Source organism: Methylobacterium gossipiicola, from assembly GCF_900113485.1.
GTDB classification, from domain to species: Bacteria; Pseudomonadota; Alphaproteobacteria; order Rhizobiales; family Beijerinckiaceae; genus Methylobacterium; species Methylobacterium gossipiicola.
This window is the reverse complement of the sequence record NZ_FOPM01000022.1, coordinates 19,742-41,125: the sequence shown is the minus strand read 5'-3', so window position 1 is coordinate 41,125 and position 21,384 is coordinate 19,742. Positions and strand designations below refer to the sequence as shown.

General features: G+C 69.3%; 18 protein-coding genes and 1 riboswitch. Of the genes, 8 read left to right on the top strand and 10 right to left on the bottom strand.

The window, feature by feature from the left end; all coding sequences use genetic code 11:
• The first annotated feature begins 28 nt into the window (after positions 1-28).
• The 5 genes from BM249_RS16800 (at position 29) to BM249_RS16780 (ending at position 5,321) form a co-directional block, all read left to right on the top strand.
• Positions 29-2,356: a PAS domain-containing sensor histidine kinase gene (locus BM249_RS16800; protein ID WP_091974173.1), complete on the top strand. Its 2,328-nt coding sequence runs from the start codon at positions 29-31 to the stop codon at positions 2,354-2,356.
• A gap of 59 nt (positions 2,357-2,415) precedes the next feature.
• A complete protein-coding gene (locus BM249_RS16795) occupies positions 2,416-3,177 on the top strand; it encodes a heme ABC transporter permease (RefSeq protein ID WP_091974171.1) in 762 nt (253 codons plus the stop codon).
• A gap of 5 nt (positions 3,178-3,182) precedes the next feature.
• A complete protein-coding gene (ccmD, locus tag BM249_RS16790; protein ID WP_091974169.1) occupies positions 3,183-3,386 on the top strand; it encodes a heme exporter protein CcmD in 204 nt (67 codons plus the stop codon).
• Entirely contained in the window at positions 3,383-3,979 is a 597-nt protein-coding gene (locus tag BM249_RS16785; RefSeq protein WP_091974167.1) for a DsbE family thiol:disulfide interchange protein, read from the top strand. Before ccmD ends, BM249_RS16785 begins: the two co-directional genes overlap by 4 nt.
• A 679-nt stretch (positions 3,980-4,658) precedes the next feature.
• On the top strand, positions 4,659-5,321 hold the full coding sequence (locus tag BM249_RS16780) for a Crp/Fnr family transcriptional regulator (protein ID WP_091974165.1): 663 nt from the start codon (positions 4,659-4,661) through the stop codon (positions 5,319-5,321).
• Between the two features lie 34 nt (positions 5,322-5,355).
• On the opposite strand, the gene BM249_RS16775 is transcribed toward BM249_RS16780, so the two are convergent.
• Positions 5,356-5,967 carry a septation protein A gene (locus BM249_RS16775; RefSeq protein ID WP_091974216.1) on the bottom strand — a complete coding sequence of 204 codons (612 nt, stop codon included), beginning with the start codon at positions 5,965-5,967 and terminating at the stop codon, positions 5,356-5,358.
• Positions 5,968-6,115: 148 nt separating this feature from the next.
• Positions 6,116-7,537 carry a signal recognition particle-docking protein FtsY gene (gene ftsY / locus BM249_RS16770; RefSeq protein WP_091974163.1) on the bottom strand — a complete coding sequence of 474 codons (1,422 nt, stop codon included), beginning with the start codon at positions 7,535-7,537 and terminating at the stop codon, positions 6,116-6,118.
• 297 nt (positions 7,538-7,834) lie between these two features.
• Between ftsY and BM249_RS16765 the strand changes: the two genes are divergently transcribed.
• On the top strand, positions 7,835-8,551 hold the full coding sequence (locus BM249_RS16765) for an RluA family pseudouridine synthase (protein ID WP_091974161.1): 717 nt from the start codon (positions 7,835-7,837) through the stop codon (positions 8,549-8,551).
• Positions 8,552-8,662: 111 nt separating this feature from the next.
• Here the strand turns inward: BM249_RS16765 and mtaB are convergent, their stop codons facing one another.
• Together mtaB and dapF are read right to left on the bottom strand one after the other, a co-directional pair.
• Positions 8,663-9,901: a tRNA (N(6)-L-threonylcarbamoyladenosine(37)-C(2))-methylthiotransferase MtaB gene (gene mtaB, locus BM249_RS16760; protein ID WP_091974159.1), complete on the bottom strand. Its 1,239-nt coding sequence runs from the start codon at positions 9,899-9,901 to the stop codon at positions 8,663-8,665.
• Positions 9,901-10,788, bottom strand: coding sequence for a diaminopimelate epimerase (dapF, locus tag BM249_RS16755; protein WP_091974158.1), 888 nt, complete (start codon positions 10,786-10,788; stop codon positions 9,901-9,903). The genes mtaB and dapF overlap by 1 nt, the downstream gene beginning before the upstream one ends.
• Before the next feature lie 223 nt (positions 10,789-11,011).
• Here dapF and BM249_RS16750 point away from each other — a divergent pair, with 223 nt between their 5' ends.
• A complete protein-coding gene (locus tag BM249_RS16750) occupies positions 11,012-11,719 on the top strand; it encodes a GyrI-like domain-containing protein (protein ID WP_425284843.1) in 708 nt (235 codons plus the stop codon).
• A 6-nt stretch (positions 11,720-11,725) separates the two neighbouring features.
• Here the strand turns inward: BM249_RS16750 and BM249_RS16745 are convergent, their stop codons facing one another.
• Positions 11,726-12,235 (bottom strand): methylated-DNA--[protein]-cysteine S-methyltransferase, encoded by a 510-nt coding sequence (locus tag BM249_RS16745; protein ID WP_091974156.1) that lies wholly within the window; start codon positions 12,233-12,235, stop codon positions 11,726-11,728.
• Between the two features lie 35 nt (positions 12,236-12,270).
• A complete protein-coding gene (locus tag BM249_RS16740; protein ID WP_177232441.1) occupies positions 12,271-14,448 on the bottom strand; it encodes a putative bifunctional diguanylate cyclase/phosphodiesterase in 2,178 nt (725 codons plus the stop codon).
• A gap of 315 nt (positions 14,449-14,763) precedes the next feature.
• Here BM249_RS16740 and oxlT point away from each other — a divergent pair, with 315 nt between their 5' ends.
• Positions 14,764-16,053, top strand: coding sequence for an oxalate/formate MFS antiporter (gene oxlT, locus BM249_RS16735; RefSeq protein WP_091974154.1), 1,290 nt, complete (start codon positions 14,764-14,766; stop codon positions 16,051-16,053).
• Positions 16,054-16,184: 131 nt separating this feature from the next.
• On the opposite strand, the gene BM249_RS21765 is transcribed toward oxlT, so the two are convergent.
• The 4 genes from BM249_RS21765 to gcvT form a co-directional block, all read right to left on the bottom strand.
• Positions 16,185-16,361 (bottom strand): hypothetical protein, encoded by a 177-nt coding sequence (locus BM249_RS21765; RefSeq protein ID WP_177232440.1) that lies wholly within the window; start codon positions 16,359-16,361, stop codon positions 16,185-16,187.
• 231 nt (positions 16,362-16,592) lie between these two features.
• A complete protein-coding gene (gene gcvP, locus BM249_RS16730; RefSeq protein WP_091974153.1) occupies positions 16,593-19,439 on the bottom strand; it encodes an aminomethyl-transferring glycine dehydrogenase in 2,847 nt (948 codons plus the stop codon).
• Between the two features lie 56 nt (positions 19,440-19,495).
• Positions 19,496-19,858, bottom strand: coding sequence for a glycine cleavage system protein GcvH (gcvH, locus tag BM249_RS16725; RefSeq protein ID WP_091974152.1), 363 nt, complete (start codon positions 19,856-19,858; stop codon positions 19,496-19,498).
• Between the two features lie 54 nt (positions 19,859-19,912).
• Positions 19,913-21,046, bottom strand: coding sequence for a glycine cleavage system aminomethyltransferase GcvT (gene gcvT, locus BM249_RS16720; RefSeq protein ID WP_091974151.1), 1,134 nt, complete (start codon positions 21,044-21,046; stop codon positions 19,913-19,915).
• 50 nt (positions 21,047-21,096) lie between these two features.
• Positions 21,097-21,207: riboswitch (glycine riboswitch) on the bottom strand.
• Between the last annotated feature and the right edge of the window lie 177 nt (positions 21,208-21,384).

The window sequence follows — 21,384 nt, the reverse complement described above, 5'->3', positions numbered from 1 at the left end:
GCCCGACCCGGACGCCGCTCCCTCGCCGATGACGAATCCCGCCCATCCCGCGCCATCCGGACGCGCGGCCGGTCCCCCGGTCGAGCTGGCCGTGGCGCCTGCCCCAGACGGGATGCAGCCCGACGTCACGGATCCGCGTGAGAGCGCTGCCCTGCTGCGGCTGGCCGTCGAGGCCACGGGCATCGGCATCTTCGACTACGATCTCACCACCACGGTCCTGCGCTGGGATGCCCGCACGCGTGCCCTGTTCGGCGTGCCGGCCGAGGGGCCGGTGACCTACGCCGAGACTTTCCTCTCGGGGCTGCATCCCGAGGATCGGGCGTGGGTCGATGCCGCCCTGCAGGCAGCCCTCGACCCGGCCGGGACCGGCCTGTTTGCGTGCGAGTACCGCGTCGTTCCGGCGGAAGGGGGGGCGGTGCGCTGGCTCGCGGCGCGGGGTCAGCTCATGGTCAGCGGCGGTCGCGCGCATCGGATGGTCGGCACCGTCCGGGACATCACCCAGGCCAAGCAGGCCGAGATCGCCCTGCGGGCCACGGAGGAGCGCTACCGCCTCGTCATCCGTGCCACCAACGACGCCATCTGGGACTGGGATCTCATCGCCGACACCGTCCTGTGGAACGAGGCCCTCGCCGCCGCCTACGGTTGGACGCCCGACCGCGTCGGGCCGAACGGGGCATGGTGGCTGGCGCAGATCCATCCGGGCGACCGGGCGCGCGTCGAGGCCGACATCCGGGCGGCCATCGCCGACGGGGCCGACGATTGGGTCCACGAATACCGCTTCCGGTGCGCCGACGGCACCTACGCCGAGGTGCTCGACCGCGGCTACATGGTCCGCGACGCCACCGGTTCTCCCGCGCGGATGATCGGCGCCATGCTCGACCTCACCGAGCGGAACCGGGCCTTGGCCCAGTTCCGCGCGGTGTTCGAGGGCGCCAATGTCGGCATCGTCCAGTTCGATCCGCGCACCGCCCGCGCCCTCGCGGTCAACGCCAAGCTCTGCGAGATCTGGGCGGCGCCCGAATCCGAGATCCTCGGCCAGTCCCTCGCCCGCTGGACGCCCCCCGAGGATGACGCGGAGCGCGCCGAGCTGCACCGGCGCCTCGCCGAGGGCGAGCCCATGCAGGTGCGCCTGGAGAAGCGCTACCGCCGCCTCGACGGCCGCATCATCTGGGGCCGGGTCAACCTCGTGTCGCAGATTCTCGGCGACGCCGTCCACGCCACGGCGATGATCGAGGACATCACCAACGAGAAGCGCGCCGACGCGCGGCGCGACGCCCTGATCGCCCTGAGTGACCGCCTGCGCGACCTCGACACCAACGCGGCCGTGGCGACGGCGGCGGCCGAGATCCTCGGACGCACCCTCGGGGTGGCCCGTGCCGGCTACGCCCTCGTCGATCCCACGGGCGGCCTGTCGGCCGTCGCGCCGGACTGGACCACCGCCGTGCCCGCGCCGGAGGCCGGGACGTTGGCCACCATCGCGGCGAGTGTCCCCCGCCTGCGGCGGGGCGAAACCCTGGCGGTGGCCGACATCGCCGCGACGCCCGAACGCGTCGACGACGCGGCCGGTTATGCCCGGATCGGCATGCGGTCGGTGATCAAGGTGCCGATCCTCCACCGCGGACGCCTCGTCGGCATCCTGTACGTCCTCGATATCGCTCCCCGCGACTGGACGCCGGAGGAGAACGCCTTCGCCCGCGAGGTCGCCGAGCGGGCCTGGGGCGGCCTCGTGCGAATCGAGGCGAGCGAGCAGCAGCGCATTCTCAACCGGGAACTGAGCCACCGCCTCAAGAATACCCTCGCGGTGGTCCAGGCCATCGCCTCCCAGAGCCTGCGCAACGTCACCGACGTCGAGGCCGCCAAGGAGGCGCTCGCCGCCCGCCTCATCGCCCTCGGCAAGGCCCACGACATCCTGCTCTCCGGCGAGGTCGAGGGCGCCGATTTCGGGGCGGTGCTGGCGAGCGCGCTTGCCATCCACGACGACCGCCAACCCGACCGCTTCCGAATCTCGGGGCCGCCCATCGAACTCGGCGCCAAGGCGGCCCTGTCGCTCGCCCTGATGCTGCACGAACTTGCGACCAATGCCGTCAAGTACGGCGCCCTGTCGGTGCCGGCCGGTCACGTCACCGTGGTGTGGGATGTCGTGGACGAGGCGGGAGAGCCGACCGTGCGCCTCACCTGGCGCGAGGCCGGCGGTCCGAGGGTCGCGCCGCCTGCGCGAAAAGGGTTCGGGTCACGGTTGATCGAGCGCGGCCTCGTGGGGGCGGTCGGCGGCGTCGTCCGTCTCGAATACGATCCCGCCGGCCTCGTCTGCCGCCTCGTCGCTCCCCTGTCGGGGTTCGGGGGCGAGAGCCCGTAAGGGCTTGCGCGCAACGCCCGCATTGCCGGGACACCGCACCTCGGGCTAAATCCCGCGCCATGTGGACACGCTTCGCCCATCCCGGCCATTTCATGCGGTGGACCGGTCCCCTCATGCCCTGGCTCGCCGGGCTGTCGGGACTGCTCCTGGCGGTGGGACTCTACCTCACCTGGTTCACGGTGCCGCCCGATTACCAGCAGGGCGAGACCGTACGGATCATGTACATCCACGTGCCGGCGGCCTGGCTCGGGGTGTTCTTCTACGGCGCCATGGCGGTCTCGGCCATCGGCACCCTGGTCTGGCGCCATCCCCTGGCGGATGTCGCCCAGCGCGCCGCCGCCCCCATCGGCGCGGCCTTCACCCTCATCTGCCTCGTCACCGGCTCCCTCTGGGGCAAGCCCATGTGGGGCACCTACTGGGTCTGGGACGCGCGCCTGACTTCCATGCTGGTGCTGTTCCTCATCTATTGCGGCATCATCGCCCTGTGGCGGACCATTGAGGACCCGAACCGGGCCGCGCGCGCCATCGCGATCCTCACGCTCGTGGGCGCCGTGAACCTGCCGATCATCAAATTCTCGGTGAATTGGTGGTCGACCCTGCACCAGCCGGCCTCGATCATGCGCATGGGCGGCTCGTCCATCGATCCATCGATGCTCTATCCCCTCCTCGAGATGATCCTCGCTTTCACGGTGCTGGGGATCACCCTGCACCTCGACGCCATGCGGACGGAGATCTTGCGCCGCCGGGTGCGGACGCTGACGATCCGCGAGGCCGAGCGCCTCGATACCGATGCGCCCCGTGGGGCGATCCAGGGCCTGTGACAGCCATGAACCTCGGACCGCATGCGGGCTTCATCCTCGGCGCCTACGCCTTCACGGCCCTCGTCATCGCGGGCCTGATCTGGCAGGCCGTGCGCGACCGGCGGGCCCAGGCCCGCGCCCTCGCGGCGCTGCAGGCGGCTTCCGCGGCCCCGCCCCCGCCGGCTGCGCGTCCGGTTCCGGCCCGGTCCCCGGCGGGAGCGGGCGCATGAGCGCGGCCGAACCGGCCCGGCGCCGCTCCCTCCTCCTCGTCGCGCCCCTCCTCGTCTTCGCGGCCCTGGCAGGCCTGTTCTTCGCGCGCCTGCGTTCGGGCGCCGATCCCTCCGCCGTGCCCTCCGTGATGATCGGTAAACCGGTCCCGGCCTTCACCCTCGTGGCCCTGCCGGGCATGACGGCCGCCGACGGCACGCCCCTGCCCGGCCTGTCGAGCGTCGACCTCAAGGGTCGGGTCACCCTCATCAACTTCTGGGCCTCGTGGTGCGCGCCGTGCCAGATCGAGCATCCGCAGCTCATGCGCCTCGCCCGTGAGCCCGGCGTGACCCTCGTCGGCGTCGCCTACAAGGATGCCCCCGAGAATGCCCGCCGCTTCCTCACCCGCAACGGCGTGCCGTTCCGGGCGGTGGGGCTGGATTCGACCGGCCGCACCGCCATCGATTTCGGGGTGTACGGCGTTCCCGAGAGCTTTATCGTCGGGCCGGACGGGGTGATCCGCGACAAGCTCGTCGGCATCGTCACGCCGGAGAACTATCAGGCCGTGCTCGACAAGATCCGCGCGGCCGGCACGGTGGCGAGCGCCACGCCCTGAGAAAGGCGGCGCGACGCCCCCGGTCCCGGAAGGTTTCCGAATGATCGAAGCGGCGACCGCGTCATAAAGCTCGCGCGGCGCTTGAGCGAAGCCGACCTCCGCCCTTCCGAAGGGGAATCGAACGGAGCTCGCCGGAAACCGCTGCGGCGGACGTTGTCCGAGGGACGCTGAGGGCGATTCCGGCCCTTCGCGCCGAACTGTTCCGCGCGGCCGCTTTCCACAACGGGATTCCAGGGGTGATCGACCGATCGAACGGCGCTGTCCGGGGCCTTGGCGCGACGGTCGCGATCGGGAGGGCGCGGTCGCCTCCGTTTGCCCATGACGCGGCTTCGCGACGGCTCGGCGCAGACACCTTTCGCCCATGATGAGGCCGAATGAATTTCGGTTCGCAACGCGAAAAGCGGCATCTAGAGTTGATTTATAGTATTTAATAGCAATTAAATCTTACGAACTTGAATATCTATCCCGGTTTCAATGCAAATATCTCAAAGGTACGATATCGTACTTATGCGTCAAAGATATTATGTTCACATCTATGTTTTCCAGTGGTATGGCCACTGGAACGCCCGTTGATGACAATCGGTTTCAGGTGTCGAGTGTCAGTTGATTGTGCCTGTAAATCGGCAGCGCCGTGACGTCGTCCATCGTTCAACATGAAGTTCGCAACCGACTCTTGGCGATGCTGCCGCCCGAGGAGTTCTCCCGTCTCCAGCCGGAGTTGGAGCGCTGTTCCTTCGAGCAGGGCCTCGTTCTCGAGGCTCCGGATACGCCCATCGCGAAGGTCTGCTTTCCCGAGCCGGGACTGATCTCGGTCATGGCCCGTACGCCCGTCGGCGTGCAGGCCGAGGTGGGCATCATCGGCCCCGAGGGCATGACGGGGCTTCCGCTCCTGCATGGGCTGACGAACTGGCCCCACGCCACCGTCGTCCAGATCCCGTGTCGCGCCCTGTGCATCGAGGCGACGGCGTTCCGGGCCGCGCTCGCCGAATGCCGCCCCCTGCACGATCGCCTGCTACGGTACGCCCAGGTTTTCGCCGTTCAACTGGCGCAGGGCAGCCTGTGCAATGGCCGCTTCACCATCGAGCAGCGCCTCGCCCGGTGGCTGCTCATGTGCCACGACCGCACGGACCGCGAGGATCTCCCGCTGACGCACGAACTCCTGTCGTCCATGCTCGGCGTGCGCCGGGCCGGTATCACCACCGCCCTGCGCACGCTCAACGATTCCGGCGCCGTCAGGAGCCGGCGCGGCGGCATCGGCATCCGTGACCGGGCTCAGATGCGCGCCATCGCGGGCGACGCCTACGGTGTGCCCGAGGCCGAATACGCGCGGGTGCTCGCCTGACCGGCCAGGCGACGCGCGGGCCGTAAGGTGCCGCTCACGCGGTGCCCGCGTCCTTGCGTTCGTGGCGCATGAGGAGCGGCGTCTGCGCCAGAGCGAACAGAACCGTGAGCGGCATGATGCCGAACACCTTGAAGTTCACCCAGAAATCCTCCGTCTGGGTGCGCCACACCACCTCGTTGAGGGCCGCCAGGACGAGGAAGAACACGCCCCAGCGGAAGGTGAGCTTGCGCCAGCCCTCCTCCGTGAGGGCGAACACGCTGTCGAGCACCACGGAGAGCAGGGACTTGCCGAAGGCGAGGCCGCCGAGCAGGACGAGGCCGAACAGAGTGTTCACGATGGTGGGCTTCATCATGATGAAGGTTTTGTCCTGCAGGGCCAAGGTCAGGCCGCCGAACACCACCACCACCACGCCCGACACCAGGGGCATGACGGGTAGGCGCCGCACCAGGACGAAGTGGATGGCGAGCGCCACCACCGTGGCGGCGATGAACACCCCCGTGGCCACGAACAGTTTTTGGTCGGCGGGCACCCCGAACCGCTCGGCATAGGCGTTGCCGAGGAAGAAGACGACGAGCGGCCCGAGTTCGAGGACGAGCTTGAGCGCGGGCGGCAGGTGGCGGTGCGGGGGAATGGCTTCGATCTGCATGGTGTCCGTCATAAGGGTCCGCGCGCGGCGTGTCGCGGCTTAGAGTGCCTCATAAAACTCCCGATTCCCGGACGGTTCTCGCTCTGTGACCGACGGCGCCACGGGAGCTTCGTGAGAAACACTCGAGGGGACGCGTCCCTCGGCCGCGCTACCCCTTGTCCAGCCCCGCGATGGCGCGGGCGAAGTCGCGGGCTTCGAACGGCTCCAGATCCTCGACACCCTCGCCGACGCCGATGAAGTGCACCGGCAGGCCGAACTTGGCGGCGAGCGCCACCAGAATGCCGCCCCGCGCCGTGCCGTCGAGCTTCGTCATCACGAGGCCGGTGACCTGCGCGGCCTTGGAGAACAGCTCGACCTGACTGATGGCGTTCTGGCCGACGGTGGCGTCGAGGACGAGGAGGACGGCATGGGGGGCCTCGGCGTCGATCTTGCGGATCACCCGCAGGATCTTTTCCAGTTCGGCCATGAGCCCGGCCTTGTTCTGGAGCCGCCCGGCCGTGTCGATGAGCAGCACGTCGGTGCCGGCTTTGCGGGCCGCCTCGTAGGCGTCGAAGGCGAGACCGGCCGCGTCGGCCCCTTGCGCGCGGGCGATGACCGGCGTGCCCGTGCGCTGGCCCCAGACCTTGAGCTGCTCAATGGCCGCCGCCCGGAAGGTGTCGCCGGCCGCCAGCATCAGGGAGTGCCCCTCGGCCTTGAGCTTCAGGGCGAGCTTGCCGATGGTGGTGGTCTTGCCGGCGCCGTTGACGCCGATCATCAGGATGACGAACGGCTTCTTCGTGGCGTCGATGCGGAACGGGATCGCCACGGGGGCCAGCGCCCGCTCCACCTCCGCCGCCAGGATCTCGCGTACGGCCTCGGGGGAGAGACCCTTCTCGTAACGGCCCTTGCCCACGGCCTCCGAGATTCGCATCGCGGTCTCGACACCGAAATCGGCCTGGATCAGGGCGTCTTCCAGTTCCTCCAGGGTATCGGCGTCGAGCTTGCGCTTGGTGAACAGGCCGGTGACCCGCTCCGTCAGCGCCGAGGAGGTGCGCTTCATGCCCCCCGTGAGGCGGCTCCACCAGCCGCGCTTCTCGCCCTCGGGCTCGGCCTCGGGTTCCGGCATGAAGATCTGGGTCGCTTCCGAAGCCGGCTCCGGCTCGGGCGCGTCCAGGGGCGCGAAGGCCTGCGTCGTGGTGGCGGCCGGCTCCGCGCCCCGCTGCGGATCGTCGCCCGCCGTGCCGGCCGGCGGACGCTCTTCGGCGCCCGCGATGGGCTGGAGGTCGGCGCCCTCGATCTCGTCGGGGACGGCGTTGCGGTCGGGATCGGCGGCGGCGGGTTCGCTGACGGGTAAGGGAATGTGGGAAACGTCGTCGGCCGCCGTGGCGAAATCCGGCTGGCCCTCGGAGGCGGAGGCCGGCGAGACCAGGGACTCTGCTTCCGGCGGGGGGGCCGGTTCAGGCTCGGGGGCCGGCACGGGAACGGGTTTCGGATCGGGCGGCTGAACCGGGACCGGCTCCGGCGGCCACGCCTCTTCCTTCTTGCCGAATATCCGCCGCAGCAACCAGCCCGGCCGCTTGTCTTCGCTCATTCCCGCTCGCTTCCCCGGCCCCGGAGCCTCAGGCCCGATCCCTCCGATCGTGCACGGGGTTCCGAGCCCTCAAATCTGGTCGTGCCCCGCCGCGATCAACCGGCATCCGCATCGTGTCGACGCATTCTAAGGGGTCGTGCACGGGCGGTCACCGGTCTCGTGGCAGAAACCTGTGGCGCATCAAAGAACTAGGGCGCGCTCCGCCGAACGGAATGTGGGAACGGTCCTCTCGCGGACCCGCCGTGGCCGGGCGGACCCGGTTTCCCCTTTCGCGCGGCATGCGGTAGCGGAAGGGATATGTCTCCTCCCGACGCCCCCGCTCCCGGACCGCGCCTCCTCTACCGCGATGCCCTCGTCCTCGTCATCGACAAGCCGGCGGGGCTGCCGGTCCATCCCGGCCCCAAGGGCGGCGAGACCCTCACGGACCATCTCGACGCCCTGCGCTTCGGTCTGCCCCGGCGCCCCGAGGCGGCCCACCGCCTCGACCGCGACACCTCGGGCTGCCTCGCCCTCGGCCGCCACGCCAAAGCGCTCGCCCGGCTGAACAAGCTGTTCGCCGCGAGCGGCAGCGTCGGCAAGACCTACTGGGCCTTGGTGGAGGGCGGTCCCGAGGGCGACAGCGGCAGCATCGATCTGCCCCTCGCCCGCCGCTCCGACGATCCCCGCTCGTGGTGGATGAAGGCCGACCCCGCGGGTGATCCGTCCCTCACCCATTGGCGCGTCCTTGGGCGCGGCGGCGGCCTCGCCTGGCTGGCGCTCACCCCCGTCACCGGCCGCACCCACCAGTTGCGGGTCCACTGCGCCGCCTCGGGCTTTCCGATCCTGGGGGACCCGATCTACGGCTCGGGCCAGCGCGACGGGGGGCCAAGCCTGCACCTCCACGCCCGTGCCCTCAGCCTGCCGCTCTATCCGAAGAAGCCGCCCATCCTCGTCGAGGCTCCGGCCCCGGCGCATATGCGGGCGGCCTTGGACGGATGTGGCTACGAGGCGGTCGCTTCGCATCAGCAAGACTAATTCCGGGATTCCGAAGGGATCATCCCTTCGGCGGGTGTCGGGCAGCGCCCGATAAAGGCCCCAGGGCTCTGCCCTGGACCCGCGAAGGACTTGCCCTTCGAACCCGGATTTTTAGGCTGCGATCAGGGCGGTGCCGTCGTGGCCGGCAATGGTCACGTCCCGGAATTCGCCGGCCGGAACTTCGTTCGCCAGGCGCACGGGCGTGAACGCCTCCGTGCGGCCGATGCCGCCGCGCTCGGTCAGCACCCGGTGGGTGTGCCCGACTTGGCCCGCGAGATGGGCCGCGAGGGCCGCCGCCCCCGCCTCCCGCAGCCGCGCGGCCCGCGCCCGGATCACGTTGCCCGGCACGGGGGGCATCCGCGCCGCCGGGGTGTCGGGGCGGGCCGAGTACGGGAAGACATGCAGGTGGGTGAGGCCGCATTCGGCCACGAGGTCGAGGGAGCGGGTGAACTGCGCCTCGGTCTCCGTCGGAAACCCCGCGATGAGATCGGCGCCGAACACGATGTCGGGCCGCAGGCGGCGCACCTCCGCGCAGAACCGGATCGCGTCGTCGCGGCCGTGGCGGCGCTTCATTCGTTTGAGGACGAGGTCGTCACCCGCCTGGAGGGAGAGGTGGAGATGCGGCATCAGCCGGGCCTCGCTCGCCAGGGCGTCCATGAGGGCGGCGTCGGCCTCGACGGAATCGATGGAGGACAGGCGCAGGCGGGCGAGGTCCGGCACGGCCAAGAGGATCGCCTGCACCAGCCGCCCGAGGCTCGATGGCGCGTCCAAGAAATCGCGGCCGTAGGCCGTGAGGTCGATGCCGGTCAGCACCACCTCGCGGCCGCCATGGTCGACGAGGCGGCGGACCTGATCGACCACATTTGCCAGCATGACGGAGCGCGAGTTGCCGCGTCCGAACGGGATGACGCAGAAGGTGCAGCGGTGGTCGCAGCCGTTCTGCACCGGCACGAAGGCGCGGGTATGCCTCGTCAGTGCGGTGAGGCGGGTGGGCGCGGCCGTCCGCACGGCCATGATGTCGTCCACGACCACGCGCTCGGGGGCGACGGAACGCCAGGTTTCCGCGTGGGCTTTGGCGTCGTTGCCGACGAGACGGGCGACCTCCGGCATGGCGGCATAGAGATCGGTCTCGACCTGGGCGCCGCAGCCGGTGACGACGATGCGCGCCTCCGGTCGCGCGCGGGCGAGTTTGCGGATCGCCTTGCGGGCCTGGCGCCCGGCTTCCTCAGTCACCGCGCAGGTGTTGACGATGACGAGGTCGCCCTCCGCATGCGGCTCCGCGTGGGCGCGCATCACGTCGGCCTCGACGGTGTTGAGGCGGCAGCCGAAGGTGAGGGTCTCCACCATCATCAAGCGGTCCCGGCGAAGAGGGCGGGGTCGAAGGTCCCGTCCCATTCCAGCGCCACGGGGCCGGTCATGAGCACGTGGTCGTCGGCGCGCCACTCGATGACGAGGTCGCCGCCCGGCAGTCTCACGGTGGCGGCCCGGCCGATGAGGCGCAGACGCGAGGCCGCCACCACGGTGGCGCAGGCGGCGGTGCCGCAGGCGAGCGTCAGGCCCGCACCCCGCTCCCACACCCGGAGCGTGAGGGTGTCCGGTCCCGTCACCTGAGCCAGGGAGATGTTGGCCCGGTCGGGAAAGATCGGATGGTTCTCGAGGAGCGGGCCGATGCGGGCGAGGTCGTAGGTCTCGGGATCGCCCTCGACGAAGAAGATCGCGTGCGGGTTGCCCATGTTCACCACGGCGGGCGAGTGCAGGACCGGGGCGTCGATGGGGCCGATCTGGAGTTCGATGCGCCGCGTGTCCTGGAACGGCTCGGCCAGGGGGATCTCATCCCAGGCGAGCTTCGGCCGGCCCATGTCGACGGTGAAGGAGCGTTCGGCCATGCGCTTGACGCCGACGAGGCCGCCCCGCGTCTCGAGGGTGAGGCGGCCGCTCTCGGCGGGCCGCGCCATGGCGGGGTCGTCGAACATGGCATAGGCGACGCAGCGCGTGCCGTTGCCGCAGGCCCCGGCCTCCGAACCGTCGGTGTTGTAGATGCGCAGCGCCGCGTCCGTGCCGGGGGTGCGGGGATCGTGGATCACCATGAGCTGGTCGAAGGCGGAGGCCGGGTGAGTCGCGATGGCGCGAGCCTCTGGGGCCGAGACCCGGATGTCGGTCCCGCGCAGGTCCAGCACCACGATGGCGTTGCCGGCGCCGTGCATCTTCAGGAAGCGTCGGTGGGCGAGTGGGCTCATGGTACTCGTGACGATTGTCTCGGCGGAAGGACCCCGCATATAGGTCAAAGGGCCGGGCTGCGCACGCGGGTGTGCCGGGGGGCTGCGTTGCAGAAGCGCCGCGCTCGATCACGTTCGTGCGCGCCGGCGCGCGATCCGCCTCGCGGGACGGGGGCTTCGTCACTACGTTGACGTCCCCTGCCCCGGCCTCCGCATGGAGGCCGCGATCCTCCGGAGCGCCGCCGTGACCCGCTTTCGCCTGACGCTGCTCGCCGGATGCCTCGCGATGGGCGGTCTCGCTCCCCTCGCCCGCGCGCAGGAGGCCGTGCCACCGGCCGTGGCCAATCCCCTGCCGACGACAACGGCGCCGGCCGCCGCCGATCCGACCACGCCCGCCGCCCCGGTGCCGGCCCAGGCTGGGGCCGCCCCGTCCTCCGTCGCGCCGTCCGCCCCGCGAAAAACCCTGGTGGAGACCCCCGGCGACGCCAACGACGTCGATGCCGTGTCCCTGCCGGCCAAGCCCGCCGCCATCCTCGCCGGCCGGGCGAAATGGGAGGACGCCGTGCCGAGCCTGAAGGCGGCATTCCAGCGCATCGAAGCGGATCTGGCCAAGGCCGGCATCACCCCGGTGGGCCGGCCCATCGCGGTCTTCGCCAAGACCGACGACGACGGTTTTCAGTTCGACGCGATGATCCCCATCGCGGCGATGCCCGATCCGAAGCCCGCCGAGACCGACGGCGTGCACTTCGGCACCACCCCGAGCGGCAAGGCCCTGCGGTTCCCGCATCGGGGGTCCTACGACGAGATCGACGGCACCTACGAGACCCTGACCGCCTATCTCGACGCCAAGGACGTGGTGGTGCAGGACCGATTCATCGAGGAATACGTCACGGACCTCAACGACAAGGCCGACGAGAAGCTCGACGTGAATATCTACGCCCTGCCGAAATAGGGGCCATCACAGCAGGTCGAACTGGTCCGCCGGTGCCTCCGGCCCACCTTCGAGGGCGAGCAGGAACCGTTTGGTCTCGAGGCCGCCGGCGAAGCCCGTCAGGGTGCCGTTGGTGCCGATCACCCGGTGGCAGGGCACGACGATGGGGAGCGGATTGGCGCCGTTGGCCGCCCCGACGGCGCGGCTGGCGCTCGGTCGACCGATGCGTCGGGCGAGTGCGCCGTAGGAGATCGTCCGGCCCGGCGGGATGCGGGTCAGTTCGTCCCAGACCGCGCGTTGGAACGGCGTGCCGCGCGGATCGAGATCGAGGTCGAACCGGGTGAGGCGCCCGGCGAAGTAGGCGCCGAGCTGCGCCCGCGCCTCGGCGAAGACGGCATCGTCCCGGAGCCAGTCGGGTTTCGGCGCCACCGCGCCTTTGCCCGCGGGAAAGCCGATGCAGGCCAGCCGCTCGTTCATGCCCGCGAGGAGCAGCGGGCCGATGGGGCTCGGCAGGATCGTGTAGCGGGTGTCCGACATGGCTCTTCGCGGTGGTCCCGAGGGTTGGGCTGCCCTTATGCCGATCGGCGCATCGTCGGGTGGCGCAAGGCCGCCCTCCTGGCGCCGGTCGCGTCGAGATTCCGAAACAGGGCGCCGACCGCAGGCGCCTCCAGGGGGCGGCCGATGTGGTAGCCCTGGGCCTGCGACCAACCGTTGGCGCGAAGCCAGGCGAGCTGTTCCGCCGTCTCGACACCCTCGGCGGTCGTGGTCATCGCCAGTGCCCGACCCATTTCCCCCGCCGCCCGGATGATGGCCTCGGATGGCCGTGACACGCCGATATCTCCGACGAAGCAGCGGTCGAGCTTCAGCTTGTCGAACGGAAAGCGGCGCAGGTACGACAGGGACGAGTAGCCGGTGCCGAAATCGTCGAGGGCGATGCGCACCCCCGCGGTGCGCAGGGCATGCAGGATCGCGAGGTTTCGGTCGCTGTCGTGCAGGAGCACGGATTCGGTGATCTCGATCTCCAACCGGGACGGCGAGACGCCCGCCTTCAGCGCGGCGGCCAGCACCCGCAGGGGCAGGATCTCGTCCCGGATCTGGGCGGGCGAGAGATTGACGGCGACCGTGAGATCGACGGGCCACGAGGCGGCGTGGCGGCAAGCCTCGGACAGCACCCACTCCCCGATGGGAACGATCAGGCCCGTATCCTCCGCCAGGGGAATGAACTCGGCCGGCGAGACCTCGCCCCGCACCGGATGACGCCAGCGCAGCAGCGCCTCGGCTCCGACGATCCGGTCCGAACCCAGATCCAGGAGCGGCTGAAAGACGAGCCGCAACTCGTTCCGCGCCAGCGCCGCCTCCAGATCGAGCTTCATGGACTTACGCGCCTGCACCCGTTCGGCCATGGGCCGGTCGAACGCACGGATCGTTCCCCGCCCGTCCTCCTTGGCGCGGTACAGGGCGATGTCCGCAGCCTTGAACAGGGCCTCGGCCGAACTGGGCGCCTGCGCGGGCGACGCGATTCCGATGCTCGCCGCGAGCTTGATCGCGACCCCGTCGACGAGGAACGAATCGGAGAAGCCGGCCATGAGGCGTTCGGCCAGGGCGCCCGCGCTCGGCCCCGAAGCCTCACGATGGATCACGGCGAATTCGTCGCCGCCGAGCCGGGCCACGAGGTCGCCTTCGCCGACGGCCGATCGAAGGCGAAGCGCCACGCTGCGCAGCAGCGCGTCGCCGACGGGATGGCCGAGGGTGTCGTTCACCTCCTTGAAGAGATCGAGATCGAGGAGGATCACGCTGCTGTTCCCCTCCGCGCCCGGGGCGAACGCCTCTTCCAGGGTCTGGTTGAACCGTGTCCGGTTGGCGAGCCCCGTCAGCGCATCCTCATGCGCGAGGCGCACGAGGTCTTCGCGGGCGCGCTTGGCTTCGGTGATGTCGCGGAAGAAGAGCGCCAGGCCGGTGCTGGACGGACAGGCGTTGATATCGACCCAGACCTTGGTGCCGGGTGCTACCGCCTCGAAACGCACGGGCTCGCCCGAGGCGATCGCCTGCCGATAGTGATGCTCGAATTCGGTGTCGCGGTAATTCGGAAAGACATCCCAGAAGCCGTCACCGACATTCACGTCGATGAAGAGGCGAATATAGCTGGCGGCGCTCTTGTTCATATAAGCGATGCGCCAATCGTGATCGACGACGATGACGAAGTCCGTGGTGCATTCGAGCAGGCTTCTGGTGGAGGCCTCGCTGTGCTTGAGGGCTTCTTCGGCCATCTTGCGATCGTGGATGTCCTCCGTCATGCCGTACCAGCGAACGATGGAGCCATCGGCGGCGAGGCGCGGAGCGGCCCGGGCCCGGAACCAGCGGAACGATCCATCGTGGGTCTTCAGGCGGTACTCGATATCGCAGGACGTGCAGGTCGTGCGTCCGCGCTCCCACTCGACCAAGGTCGGCGCGACGTCGTCGGGATGCAGGGCGGCGATCCAGCCGGCGCCGAGACTCCCTTCGACGTTCAGGCCCGTCCGCGTGACCCAGAGGGGCGAGATTTCGAGGATGTCGCCGTCGGGATCGGCCGTCCACAGCACCTGATGGCTCAGGTCGCGCACGTTTCGGGAATGATCTTCGCTCTCGCGTAGGCGGTCTTGCAGGTCCCCGACGATCTGCTCGAGGGTCGCGATCCGCCGGGCCGCCGCAGTGTCGGTCTCCCGCTTCTGTTCGGGCGTTGCGGAGCGATCCCGGTTCCGCCTGCTGGTCATGGATCGCATCGCGTCAGTGTCACTCACGAGTTCTGGGCGGTGACCGTAAGCAGTGGCCTATGAAGAGTTTCTTGTTCCCTGAGGCCCTTCGGGCAGGCGCGTCGACATGGTTGGGTCGCCGGTCCCACATGGCGGACGACCCCCATGCTGCGGGGAGCGGCGCCGCACCATCGTCCCATCACCGCGCATCATGAAACCAAGGCGCATGCCCTCACGATGGAGGTGCGCTTTTTAATCCCTGGTATATTGCATACCTGGAATTTTTTTGCTCCTTTGAGGTGCAAGGCTGGGATAGCGCCGGATAAGGAATCAGGGATGGAACGTCAGGACTCTTCCGCCGCCAAATGGCGGCAGCTCGCCTTCGGCGTGCTGTGCATGGCGATGATCGCCAACCTGCAATATGGTTGGACGCTCTTCGTCGATCCCATCGACGCGAAGCATCACTGGGGGCGAACGGCCATCCAGTTCGCCTTCACGGTCTTCGTCGCCACCGAGACGTGGCTCGTTCCCATCGAAGCCTGGTTCGTCGACCGCTACGGTCCGCGCATCGTCGTCTGCTTCGGCGGTGTCATGATCGCCCTGGCCTGGGTCTTGAACGCCCACGCCGCCTCCCTGCCCCTCCTCTACCTCGCGGCCGTGATCGGCGGCATCGGCGCGGGATCGGTGTACGGCACCTGCGTCGGCAACGCCCTCAAGTGGTTCCCGCATCAGCGCGGCCTCGCGGCCGGCGCGACCGCGGCGGGCTTCGGCGCCGGCGCCGCCGTGACCGTGGTGCCGATCGCCATGACCATCGCGGCCAGCGGATACGAGACGGCGTTCCTGTACTTTGGCCTCGGCCAGGGTGCCATCGTGGTCCTACTCTCCTTCTTCCTGCGCAAGCCCTCGGTGACGATGCCGGCGCGGCGCAAGAACCTGCGTCTGCCTCAGACCAAGATCGACCGCAGCCCCCGCGAGGCCGTCCGCACCCCGGTCTTCTGGGTGATGTACGCGATGTTCGTGATGGTAGCGGCGGGCGGCCTCATGGCGGCGGCGCAGATCGCGCCCATCGCCCATGACTTCAAGGTCGCGGACGTCCCCGTCAGCCTCTTCGGCCTCCAGATGGCGGCCCTCACCATGGCGATCTCCCTCGACCGGATCTTCGACGGTTTCGGCCGACCCTTCTTCGGCTACGTGTCCGACAACATCGGCCGCGAGAACACGATGTTCCTCGCCTTCTGCATCGCCGCCCTGGCGATCATCTTGCTGCTCATGTTCGGCAAGCACCCGCTCGTCTTCGTGTTCGCCACGGCGATGTATTTCGGGGTGTTCGGGGAAATCTACTCGCTGTTCCCCGCGACCTGCGGCGACACCTTCGGATCGAAATACGCGACCACCAATGCGGGGCTCCTCTACACCGCCAAGGGCACGGCCTCGTTCCTCGTGCCGGTGGCGAGCGTGATCTCGGCGGCCTATGGCTGGTCGGCGGTGTTCACCATCATCATTTGCCTGAACGTGATGGCGGCGTTCCTCGCCATGTTCGTCCTCAAGCCCATGCGGACGCGCTATCTCACGCAAGACGCGCCCGATGCTCCGCTCATGACGGTTCAGCCCATCCGGACTGCCTGAGGAATCCGGGGGGCGGCCGCTTGGGGGCCGCTCCCTTGCCCTCCCCTCGGCGTCGGCAAGGGGACGGCGCAGACGCGAAAAGCCCCGCCCGGATGGGCGGGGCCGCGTCGGCCAAAGCAGGCCGACGAAGATCAGGCGGCGTGCTTCAGGGATGCCGCGCCCACGAGGTTGTCGTTGACGATCACGGATCGGCCAGTCGTGTCGGCGGGCGTGCCGGTCTTCGGGGTCAGGCGGTCGGCCACGAAGGCAACGAGGGAGACGTTGACGGCGGCGGCGGCGGCAACGGAGACGATGAGGAAAGCGGTCATGTCGAGGTCCCGAAAGGCGTTTGCGTTGCAGCATTCATGACAGCCAAAACGCTCATCTGGCATACCAAATATCAAATGCCAGACATGCTCTCGATGCATGGAGGATACCGCCAAGTCCTTAAGACGTGCATTTTATGCAGTATTGTACAAATTCGATGGTGCGCTGCGTTATTTTGCAAATCCCGGCAAACGCGGCAGCCCCCGTCCGGATGACGGGGGCTGCCGGGGCCCCTACTCCGCCGCCTCGTTGTAGGCGTCCAAGGGCGGGCACGAGCACACGAGGTTGCGGTCGCCATAGGCGTTGTCGACGCGGTTGATCGGGGGCCAGTACTTGTCCATCCCGAGGCTGCCGGCCGGGAAGCAAGCGGCCTCGCGGGAATAGGGCCGGTCCCAGGCCCCTAAGAGATCCTGCACCGTGTGGGGGGCGTGTTTCAGGGGATTGTCGGCCCGGTCCATCCGGCCCTCCTCCACGGCGCGGATCTCCTCGCGGATCGCCAGCATGGCGTCGCAGAACCGGTCGATCTCGCCCTTGGTCTCGGATTCCGTGGGTTCGATCATCAGGGTGCCGGCCACGGGCCAACTCATGGTCGGCGGGTGGAAGCCGCAATCGATGAGGCGCTTGGCGACCTCCTCGACGGTGATCCCGGCGCTCTTCTGGAACGGGCGCAGGTCGATGATGCATTCGTGCGCCACCCGGCCGTGCGCGCCGGAATACAGCACCGGATAAGCGCCTTTGAGCCGGGCCGCGATGTAGTTGGCGTTGAGGATGGCGATGCGCGTCGCCTGGGTCAGGCCGCGCCCGCCCATGAGCAGGCAGTAGCTCCAGGAGATCGGCAGGATCGAGGCCGAGCCGTAGGGGGCAGCCGAGACCGCGCCCTCCCCGCCGGTCTCGGGGTGGCCCGGTAGGAACGGGATGAGGTGCGCCTTCACGCCGATGGGGCCCATGCCGGGGCCGCCGCCGCCATGGGGAATGCAGAAGGTTTTGTGCAGGTTGAGGTGGCTGACATCGGCGCCGATGTCGCCGGGGCGGGCGAGGCCCACCATGGCGTTGAGGTTGGCCCCGTCGAGATAGACCTGCCCCCCGTGGAAATGCACGATGGCGCAGAGTTCGCGCACCCGTGCCTCGAACACCCCGTGGGTCGACGGATAGGTGATCATGCAGGCGGCGAGCTTCTCCGAGTGCAGTTCGGCCTTCCTGCGGAAATCCTCGACGTCGACGTTGCCGTTGGCATCCGCCCCCACCACCACGACGCTCATGCCGCACATCTGCGCCGAAGCCGGGTTGGTGCCATGGGCCGAGGACGGGATGAGGCAGACGGTGCGGTGCCCGTCGCCGCGCGACAGGTGATAGGCGCGGATGGCGAGGAGCCCCGCATATTCACCCTGGGCGCCGGAATTCGGCTGCATCGAGATCGCGTCGTAGCCGGTGACGGCGCAGAGCTTTTGCGAAAAGTCGCGCAGGAGTTCGTGGTAGCCCGCAGCCTGATCGGCCGGCACGAAGGGATGAATTTCGGAAAATTCCGGCCAGGAGATCGGCAGCATCTCGGCGGTGGCGTTGAGCTTCATGGTGCAGGAGCCCAGCGGAATCATCGCCCGGTCGAGCGCCAGATCCCGGTCGGCGAGGCGGCGCATGTAGCGCGTCATCTCGCTCTCGGCCCGGTTCATGTGGAAGATCGGGTGGGTGAGGTAGTCGGAGGTGCGCAGACTTGCCTCCGGCAGGCGCGGGGCGGGCCACGCCTCGTCGTAGGCGAGGTGGTCGCCGCCGAAAGCCCGCCACACGGCCTGGACGATGTCGGGCCGGGTGCGCTCGTCGACGGTGATGCCGATGCGGTCGGTCCCGACCTTCCGCAGGTTGATGCCGTTGGCCACGGCGTTGCCGAGGATGAGACCCTGGAACGCCCCGACCCGGACCGTGACGGTGTCGAAGAAGTGCGCCGATTCCACTGTGAAGCCGAGGCTTTCCAGGCCCTGCGCCACCCGCACGGCGTCGCGGTGGACGCGGGACGCGATGGCCTTGAGGCCGCGCGGTCCGTGGAACACCGCGTACATGCCGGCGATGACGGCGAGCAGCACCTGGGCGGTGCAGATGTTCGAGGTCGCCTTCTCGCGCCGGATATGCTGCTCGCGGGTCTGGAGGGCGAGACGATAGGCACGGTTGCCGCGCGCATCCACCGAGACGCCGACGAGGCGCCCCGGCAGGGTGCGCTTGTGAGCATCGCGGGTCGCGAGATAGGCCGCGTGCGGGCCGCCATAGCCCATGGGCACGCCGTAGCGCTGCATCGAGCCCACCGCGATGTCGGCGCCCATCTCGCCGGGGGCTTTCAGGAGCGTCAGGGCCAGGGGGTCGGCGGCCATCACCGCGACCGCACCGGCCGCGTGCAGGCGGGCGATGATGTCGGATACGTCGCGGATGGCGCCGCACACGCCCGGATACTGGAAGATCGCCCCGAACACCGTTGCCGGATCGAGGTCCGTCGCCGGATCGCCGACCACGATGGTCCAGCCCAGCGGCGCGGCGCGGGTTTTGAGCACCGCGATGGTCTGGGGCAGGCACCCGGCGTCGACGAAGAAGGTGTCCCGGCCATTCGTCGCGATCCGCGCGGCCATGCCCATGGCCTCGGCCGCCGCCGTCGCTTCGTCGAGCAGCGAGGCGTTGGCGATGTCGAGGCCGGTGAGGTCGCAGACCAGGGTTTGGAAGTTCAGGAGCGCCTCGAGGCGGCCCTGGCTGATCTCCGGCTGGTAGGGCGAGTAGGCCGTGTACCAGGCCGGATTCTCGAAGATGTTGCGCTGGATCACCGGCGGCATCGTGGTGCCGTGGTAGCCCTGGCCGATGAGGGAGACGAGGAGGCGGTTCTTGTCGGCGATGCCGCGCATGTGCTCCAGCACCCGGCGCTCCGTCATCGACACCCCGAAATCGAGGCGCTCGGCCTGGCGGATGCTCGCCGGCAGGGTCTCGTCCACGAGGCCGTGCAGGCTCGGCGCCTCCACGACGGCGAGCATGGCCTCGATTTCCTGCGTCGTCGGGCCGATATGGCGGCGGTTGGCGAAATCGTAGGGGTCGTAGCGGTCGTTCATCATGGCGGGTCGTCCTCCGGCGGGCGGGACTCTTTCGGCAAAGCCGCGTCGGCGGCTCTCTATTTCGGGAAGGCCGCGTAGGCGGCCTCGTCCATGAGGCCGTCGAGGGCCGAGGGGTCATCGAGGCGCAGGCGGTAGAGCCAGCCCGCCCCCTGCGGATCGCCGCCGACGAGGGCGGGATCGGCCACGGCCGCCTCGTTGACCTCCGTGACCTCGCCCGAAACCGGGGCGTAGACGTCGGACGCCGCCTTCACGGATTCCACCACGGCCGCCGCCTCGCCCTTCACGAGGCGGGCGCCGACCTTCGGCAGTTCGATGAAAACGAGATCGCCGAGTTGCTCGGCCGCATGGGTGGTGATGCCCACGGTGGCGACGTCGCCCTCGCGGGCCAGCCATTCGTGTTCGTCGGTGAATCGCAGCATGGGTCGCTCCTGGGAGTCAGGTTGGGACGGTCGGAAAAGGAAAGGCGGATGCGCTCAGGCGCGCTTGAAGCCGGCCGGCACGAAGGGCAGGCCGTTCACCACCAGGGGCAGGCGCCGGCCCCGCACCTCGGCGAACACGCGGGTGCCGGGTTGCGTCAGGCCGATCGGCATGTAGCCCATGGCGATGGGTGCCCCCAGGCTCGGGCCGAACCCGCCCGAGGTGATCCGGCCGATGGCCTCATCGCCCGCCTGTTCGGCGAACAGGGCCGCGCCCGCCCGCACGGGGGCGGCGCCCTCCGTGCGCAGGCCGACGCGGCGGCGGGCGGGCCCCTCGGCGAGGGCGTCAAGAATCCGCTCGGCGCCGGGAAAACCGCCTTCGCGCGCTCCGCCCCGGCGGCGCACGGCCGAGATCGCCCAACTGAGCCCGGCCTCGACGGGATCGGTGCCGGCATCGATATCCGCCCCGTGCAGGCACAGGCCGGCTTCCAGGCGCAGGGAATCGCGGGCGCCGAGACCGATGAGGCGGACCGTGTCGTCGCTCAGCAGGGCTTCGGCCAGGGCCTCCGCCCGGTCCTCGGCCACGGAAATCTCGAACCCGTCCTCGCCGGTATAGCCGGAGCGGCTGACGAGGGCCGGAAGACCGGCGAGGTCGATGGCGCGCACGTCCATGAACCGCATGGCGGCGACCTCGGGGGCGAGGCGGGCCAAAGCCGCCTCCGCGCGCGGCCCCTGCAACGCCAGGAGGGCGCGGGGCAGCACCACGATCTCGCAGATGCCGGTGAGATGGGCCCGCAGATACGCCTCGTCGGCGACTTTGTTGGCGGCGTTGACCACGAGGACGAGGGTGTCGCCGCATTGCGCCACCATGAGGTCGTCGCGGATGCCGCCGGTCGCGTCGAGGAGGAGGCCGTAGCGCTGGCGGCCGGGGGCTAGGCCCAGCACATCGATGGGCAGCAGAGTCTCAAGGGCATGGGCGGCGTCCACGAGGCTGCCGGTGCGCGGGATGAGCTGGATCTGGCCCATATGCGACACGTCGAACAGCCCTGCTTGGGCACGCGTGTGCAGGTGTTCCTTCAGCAGGCCGTCCGGATACTGCACCGGCATGGCATAACCGGCGAACGGCACCATGCGGGCACCCCGGCTCAGGTGCAGGGCGTGGAGCGGGGTGCGAAGGGCGTCGAGCGGCATCGGGTCATCCCACGGCAGAACGGTCCCGGACCCTCGAACGAGTGATCCGGTTGCCCCCATCTGTCGCGGTTACCTGAGAGCTTCTCCCGCGCGCCGAAGACGCGGCACGGGATTTCTCCTTCGGTGGGCGTCGTCTGACGCCTCTCTCCAGATTGTCGAACGATACGGTGATTGTGCCTGAGAGTTTCCGGGGGTGGTTGCTCCGTCGGCGCCATGATCGAGAACTCTCGACCTGGGCTCTCCCGTATCGCCTTTGCTGACGAGACCAAGGTTACATGCCGGACCGGGCCGCGCAAGCCTGCCCGTGACAAACCCGGAGCTTTCGTCACGCCCCGGAA

Coding starts and splice junctions, on each gene's coding strand:
- BM249_RS16800 (WP_091974173.1), top strand. CDS start 29: ATGACGAATCCCGCCCATCCCGCGCCATCCGGACGCGCGGCCGGTCCC.
- BM249_RS16795 (WP_091974171.1), top strand. CDS start 2,416: ATGTGGACACGCTTCGCCCATCCCGGCCATTTCATGCGGTGGACCGGT.
- ccmD (WP_091974169.1), top strand. CDS start 3,183: ATGAACCTCGGACCGCATGCGGGCTTCATCCTCGGCGCCTACGCCTTC.
- BM249_RS16785 (WP_091974167.1), top strand. CDS start 3,383: ATGAGCGCGGCCGAACCGGCCCGGCGCCGCTCCCTCCTCCTCGTCGCG.
- BM249_RS16780 (WP_091974165.1), top strand. CDS start 4,659: ATGCTGCCGCCCGAGGAGTTCTCCCGTCTCCAGCCGGAGTTGGAGCGC.
- BM249_RS16775 (WP_091974216.1), bottom strand. CDS start 5,967: ATGCAGATCGAAGCCATTCCCCCGCACCGCCACCTGCCGCCCGCGCTC.
- ftsY (WP_091974163.1), bottom strand. CDS start 7,537: ATGAGCGAAGACAAGCGGCCGGGCTGGTTGCTGCGGCGGATATTCGGC.
- BM249_RS16765 (WP_091974161.1), top strand. CDS start 7,835: ATGTCTCCTCCCGACGCCCCCGCTCCCGGACCGCGCCTCCTCTACCGC.
- mtaB (WP_091974159.1), bottom strand. CDS start 9,901: ATGATGGTGGAGACCCTCACCTTCGGCTGCCGCCTCAACACCGTCGAG.
- dapF (WP_091974158.1), bottom strand. CDS start 10,788: ATGAGCCCACTCGCCCACCGACGCTTCCTGAAGATGCACGGCGCCGGC.
- BM249_RS16745 (WP_091974156.1), bottom strand. CDS start 12,235: ATGTCGGACACCCGCTACACGATCCTGCCGAGCCCCATCGGCCCGCTG.
- BM249_RS16740 (WP_177232441.1), bottom strand. CDS start 14,448: ATGACCAGCAGGCGGAACCGGGATCGCTCCGCAACGCCCGAACAGAAG.
- oxlT (WP_091974154.1), top strand. CDS start 14,764: ATGGAACGTCAGGACTCTTCCGCCGCCAAATGGCGGCAGCTCGCCTTC.
- BM249_RS21765 (WP_177232440.1), bottom strand. CDS start 16,361: ATGACCGCTTTCCTCATCGTCTCCGTTGCCGCCGCCGCCGCCGTCAAC.
- gcvP (WP_091974153.1), bottom strand. CDS start 19,439: ATGATGAACGACCGCTACGACCCCTACGATTTCGCCAACCGCCGCCAT.
- gcvH (WP_091974152.1), bottom strand. CDS start 19,858: ATGCTGCGATTCACCGACGAACACGAATGGCTGGCCCGCGAGGGCGAC.
- gcvT (WP_091974151.1), bottom strand. CDS start 21,046: ATGCCGCTCGACGCCCTTCGCACCCCGCTCCACGCCCTGCACCTGAGC.